General features: G+C 52.1%; 3 protein-coding genes and 1 tRNA gene. 1 reads left to right on the top strand and 3 read right to left on the bottom strand.

Annotated elements, in window-relative coordinates; genetic code table 11:
- The 3 genes from NZ772_13700 to NZ772_13690 all read right to left on the bottom strand — a co-directional run.
- The coding region (locus tag NZ772_13700; GenBank protein MCS6814603.1) for a hypothetical protein at window positions 1–1,785 on the bottom strand (1,785 nt) is incomplete at its 3' end.
- A 169-nt stretch (window positions 1,786–1,954) separates the two neighbouring features.
- The gene (locus NZ772_13695) at window positions 1,955–3,784 is read right to left on the bottom strand and encodes an ABC transporter ATP-binding protein/permease (GenBank protein MCS6814602.1); all 1,830 of its coding nucleotides are present in this window, start codon (window positions 3,782–3,784) and stop codon (window positions 1,955–1,957) included.
- Between the two features lie 55 nt (window positions 3,785–3,839).
- Window positions 3,840–3,911, bottom strand: a tRNA-Asn gene (locus tag NZ772_13690).
- A 347-nt stretch (window positions 3,912–4,258) separates the two neighbouring features.
- On the opposite strand from NZ772_13690, the gene NZ772_13685 reads away from it, so the two are divergent.
- Window positions 4,259–4,864 carry a Uma2 family endonuclease gene (locus tag NZ772_13685; GenBank protein MCS6814601.1) on the top strand — a complete coding sequence of 202 codons (606 nt, stop codon included), beginning with the start codon at window positions 4,259–4,261 and terminating at the stop codon, window positions 4,862–4,864.
- Window positions 4,865–4,955 lie beyond the last annotated feature (91 nt).

The following is a 4,955-nucleotide window of genomic DNA, read 5'->3' as shown; positions in this document are numbered from 1 at the left end:
CCACAGCAAGAGCACAGTGGAACCAGCGAGGTTGAGGGTTTGCAGGGCTGGGCTAGCTGTGCTAGCAAGGGTGAGAATGCTGCCTAGCCCTAGGGTTAGCCAGTCGCCAAATCGTGCCAAACGCAGCTTGTCTTGGCGATGAAGCCAGCCCGTGACCGCTAGCATTACAGCCAAGTAGGGCAAGAGACCAACACTAAGGAGTGGGGCAGGATTTCCAGACAGGCCAGCCCATCGGGCACAGGTATTGACGATCGCATCCTGAATACTGTTGGGGATGAGTAACCAGCCTGCGGTGAGGCCATTGAGTCCAATGCCTGCTAGAGCCAGTAGGTCGCGCCGTTGCCACGATCGCAGCAAGCGCTGCCAAAATCCCCACCCAGCCAAGACCAAAATTGCCAGCACTTGCCCATGGCGACCATCCACTACAGCCAACAACCAACCGAGTCCCAAACCGCCTAGACCAATCACCTCCCAATCTGCCCCCAGCAAGCGCAACCGTTCTGGGCGATATTGCCAGTCCAGCCAAGCCATTAGGAAGCCACAAATGCCTAAGGCCAGTCCTAAACTGGTAATGGGAACTTCAGCTAGGGTGATGGCTCTGCCCAAGAGGATCAGCAGGGATGCAATCATCACCGTGGCCCGGACGGCTGGAAGGTGCATTCTAGCCTGCGGCTCTGTAGCTTGTGAGCGCGATCGTGTTTGGTAGGCAGTCAATAGAGCAGTTGCGATCGTGCCTCCGTAGATGGCCAGTCCAGGCCAGCCAGTAATTTTCCAGCCCCAATGCAACCCACTCAACAGCAAAAAATTCACCAAGGGCAACCTCCGGGGTGCGGGCTGAAACTGGAACAGATGCCAGGTAACGCCCCCTAGGACGATCGTGGCCACAACACCAATTCCCAGCAAGGGCACTGAGCGCCACAGATGAAGAGTATCCATGGCCCAAACATTGATGGGTACCAGCAGCAACGTTACCAGCCGTAAGGTCTGGGCAGTGAGAGTTAGACCCGATTGTCCGCTTGCCCACAGGCTAGCTGCCCAAAACACGAGGGTATAGGCTAGCAATGTCAAGTATTGTCCAGCTATAGGAAAGCGCTGCCACTGACTAGCAGCTAACACGCCAGAGGATGAAATCACCAGAAACACGCCCAAAAATAGCAACCAGCGGACGCTCAGTTCTGCCATCAGGGACGACAACGCCATAGCAAAGGGGTTGGGCGATCGCGGTGGTTTTGCTGACAGTAGCTTTGCTGACGGCAGCTTTGCTGGTTGATGGGTAGGGGTCGCAGCGACGGGTGTGGATCGGGTGGGTGTGCTGGCCGCTTTCTGTAGATCGCCTAGCTGCGCAGGTGTCGGCGAACTTGCTGCTGAGGCCATTCTGGGTAGAGGTAGCACACAGGTCAAGTGGCTCTGGCACAGGTCTTGCACTTGACTAGTAGACAGCAATCCCAATGTGAGGAGGGTGTCTAAACCCTGAAGCAAGTGCTCATGGGTGGCACTGGTTGTTAAATCAACTACCAGCTTGATATCCGTAAGCAATCCTAAGTCTGCCCATGTGTGTAGACCTTGCCAGAGATTGGGGGTGGGCTGAGTAGTAGAAATTTCTAAGCGGATGGCCCGTTGCAAGGGGCCGGTTGATGGATTGGCGATCGTAACACCTGTGATATCGACAGCCTCAATCAGTCCTAGGGTGTACCAAACATCTAATCCTTGGAGCAATGGCGCTGGTGATCCACTCGTGAACACGCGAAGGCGAACAGTCTGGGAACGCCTGCTAGATTGAGTCATAAATGGTGATATCCTCGTATTAGCTCTATCAGATAGCGCACAGCCAGAGAGTAGTTTTTCCCCGCAAGTTCCATGTACCCATCAGCATCCCAGCCACTGGCGGCATCATCAACTCAGTCCAAAGACAGATGATTGCCCCCTTGTGGCGATCACCAATGAATGGCAGACACTACGGATGAACTATTCCTTCACTATCTTGAAGCTTATACAAACTGGCGTAAAGACCATCCTGTGCCAGTAAGTCATCATGGCTACCTGACTCCACCAAGCGCCCTCGCTTTAACACAAAGATGCGATCAACATGGCGAATGGTAGACAACCGATGGGCAATGATGATTGCTGTGCGATTTTCCAACAGCCGATCAAGAGCTTCTTGAATCAGTGCCTCTGTAGCTACATCTAGGCTAGCTGTCGCCTCATCCAACACCAAAATCCTGGGATTCCGAATAGCAACCCGGGCAAAGGCCAGCAGTTGCTTTTGTCCGCCCGATAGGTTCGTGCCCCGCTCCCGCAACACGGTGTCGTAGCCGTGGGGCAACTGTTCAATAAACCTAGCAACGTTTGTACTTTCTGCCGCTGCTTGAATATCCGCAAAGTCGTAGGTCTCGCCCAGGGCAATGTTGCTTTTGACATCCCCTGCAAACAGAAAGCTGTCCTGCAAGATCACACCGATATGGCGACGTAACTCAGCTTGGGGAATAGTGCGAATATCCACGCCATCCACTAAAATGCTCCCTTCGTTGACATCATAGAGCCGACAGAGCAGGCGAATGATCGAGCTTTTGCCTGCACCCGTAGGCCCCACAAGGGCAACTTTTTCGCCGGGATGAATGGTGAAATTTAAGTCGTGCAGTACGTATTCATCTGGCTTATAGCCGAAGGAAACATGGTTAAAGCGGATCTCGCCTGTAGGTTGGGTGTGGATGGGCAGAGGCCGATCGGCAGGATCTATATCCCGAACATCGATCGGCTCATTCAGCAGGTTATTGATGCGCTCTACAGCCGTAAACCCCCCCTGAATAGTGGTGAATTTTTCGGCAAATTGCCGCAGGGGATCAAACAGGCGCGGAGCATAGAGAATAAAGGTAGAAAGAATGCCGTAGTTAAGCCTACCTTGCATAACCTGCCAGCCACCTAACCACAACACAGCGGCGATCGCAATCAGCGCAATCCATTCCAGCGTTGCAGAAATTGCCGAGTCGTAAAAAATGGTCTTGTCTACAGCTTTGACATAGCGGCGGTTAATGGTGTTGAACAACTGGGCATTTAACTGTTCGCGGCGAAATAACTGCACGATGCCAATGCCAATGATATTTTCTTGCAGGGTGGAGTTAAGGGCAGACAGTTCATCCCTAGCCTTATAGTTGGCAGCGCGATATTCTCGCTGAAAGTAGATGATGACCGCAGTCACCGGCAGCAGAATAGCTAGCAACAGCAGCGCCAGTTGCCATTGCAGCGAGATCATGATAATCGTTGTCACCACAATGGAAAACAAATCGCTGAGAATCCCGATCGCCCCTGTAGCGAATACATCCCCCAAGGCTTCCACATCACTGGTGATGCGGGTAATGAGCTTGCCCACTGGAGTGCGATCGAAAAATTTAGCCGACAAGGCCGTTACATGGTCGAACAGATCGTTGCGAATATCAGCCGTGATCTGTTGCCCCAGTTTTTGCACAAGATACCCCTGCACTGCTTGCAGAATCAACAGTGCTGCGATCGTCAACAACATCAACCCTGCCAGCAGATTCAAGCCTGATTGCAGCGATCGCCCCTGTAACAGCGGCAAGGTTGGCTCTTGGCGAATGAAGGAAATCGCTTGCCCCACCAACAAGGGTTGAATCGATGCTGCAATAGACAGGGGAATCAACAACACCATTGAGACAATCAACAGTTGTCGATGTCGCAGACCATAGGGCACAAGGCGCAGAAACAGCCGCCAATCATTCTGACGCGATGGGTGATCGTCGTCATCAACCTGAAGTGGAACTGTTGTCATAGATACAAAAAGTGCTGCCCCTTTAGGCTATCACCTTGCCAGTGTTAAAACTCAACTCCCCAGGCCGGATTCGAACCAGCGACCAATCGGTTAACAGCCGACCGCTCTACCACTGAGCTACTGAGGAATACTTCAGCGTTACCTATCCTAGCGAGAAGCTGGTCATTTTGACAAGTTTTTTTAGAGTTTCTGATCAGAATCTAGCGATCGATTCGCAGGATGACCACAACCTACGGCTTAGGTTAATGGCCACTGACTCCTACCAGGACTGTGGCAGCTTGAGCAGTCACAGAGCAATCTGGTTGCGGAGGGCACTTCGCTGCTTAACGACATCTCTGGCTAGAGGACGCTAGTCAGCTTGAACCTAGGAAGCTAGCATCACAGGAACGTTCATCATTGGGTCAGTCACTTTCGACAAGTGCTTAGTGCGCTAAGATTAGGGAAACTACTTAATAGTGCCATTTTAATAGTGCCATGACTTCCCTTATGACGGCCTCTACGATCGCCCAAGCCCCACCAGAACAGCGCCTCTTGCTAGAAGGGGTCACTTGGCAGCAGTATGAATTGCTACTAGCAACTCTAGGGGATGATTTCCCGGCATTGCGGCTAAGTTACCTGGAGGGAAGTCTGGAAATCATGACCACATCCCCACTGCACGAAGAGTTGAAAACGACGATTGGAATGCTAATGGAAGCCTACTTCCAGGAAACTCGAACTCGGTTCCACGGGATTGGTTCAGCAACGTTTCGGAAAATGGCTACACAACGCGGGCTAGAGCCGGATGAATGCTACTGCTTGGGACAAAAGAAAGAGTTTCCCGATCTGGCGATCGAAATCGTTTTATCCAAGGGTCTAGTGGATAAGTTAGAGATCTATCGAGGCTTGGGGGTTACGGAAGTTTGGGTATGGGAAGCAGGACAGTTTCGGATATACCACTTGCGTGGGAATGGCTACGAGCAGCTTGCCGCAAGTGAATTGTTACCGGACTGTGATATTCAGGTGCTAGCCAGCCATGTTAAACCAGAAGAGCAGTTTGAAGCGGTGATGGCATTTCGGGACTACCTGCGATCGCAGCCCTAATCGTACTACAGCCAGTCACTGAGCCATGGCGGCGTAGCCATGAAGGATTTACCATCATGCTGTGACCCGTCATGCTTATATTCTCAGAGGG

Source organism: Cyanobacteriota bacterium (genome assembly GCA_025054735.1).
Lineage (GTDB): Bacteria > Cyanobacteriota > Cyanobacteriia > SKYG9 > SKYG9 > SKYG9.
Note: the sequence above shows the minus strand (reverse complement) of the source record. Positions and strands in the feature narration are given on the sequence as shown.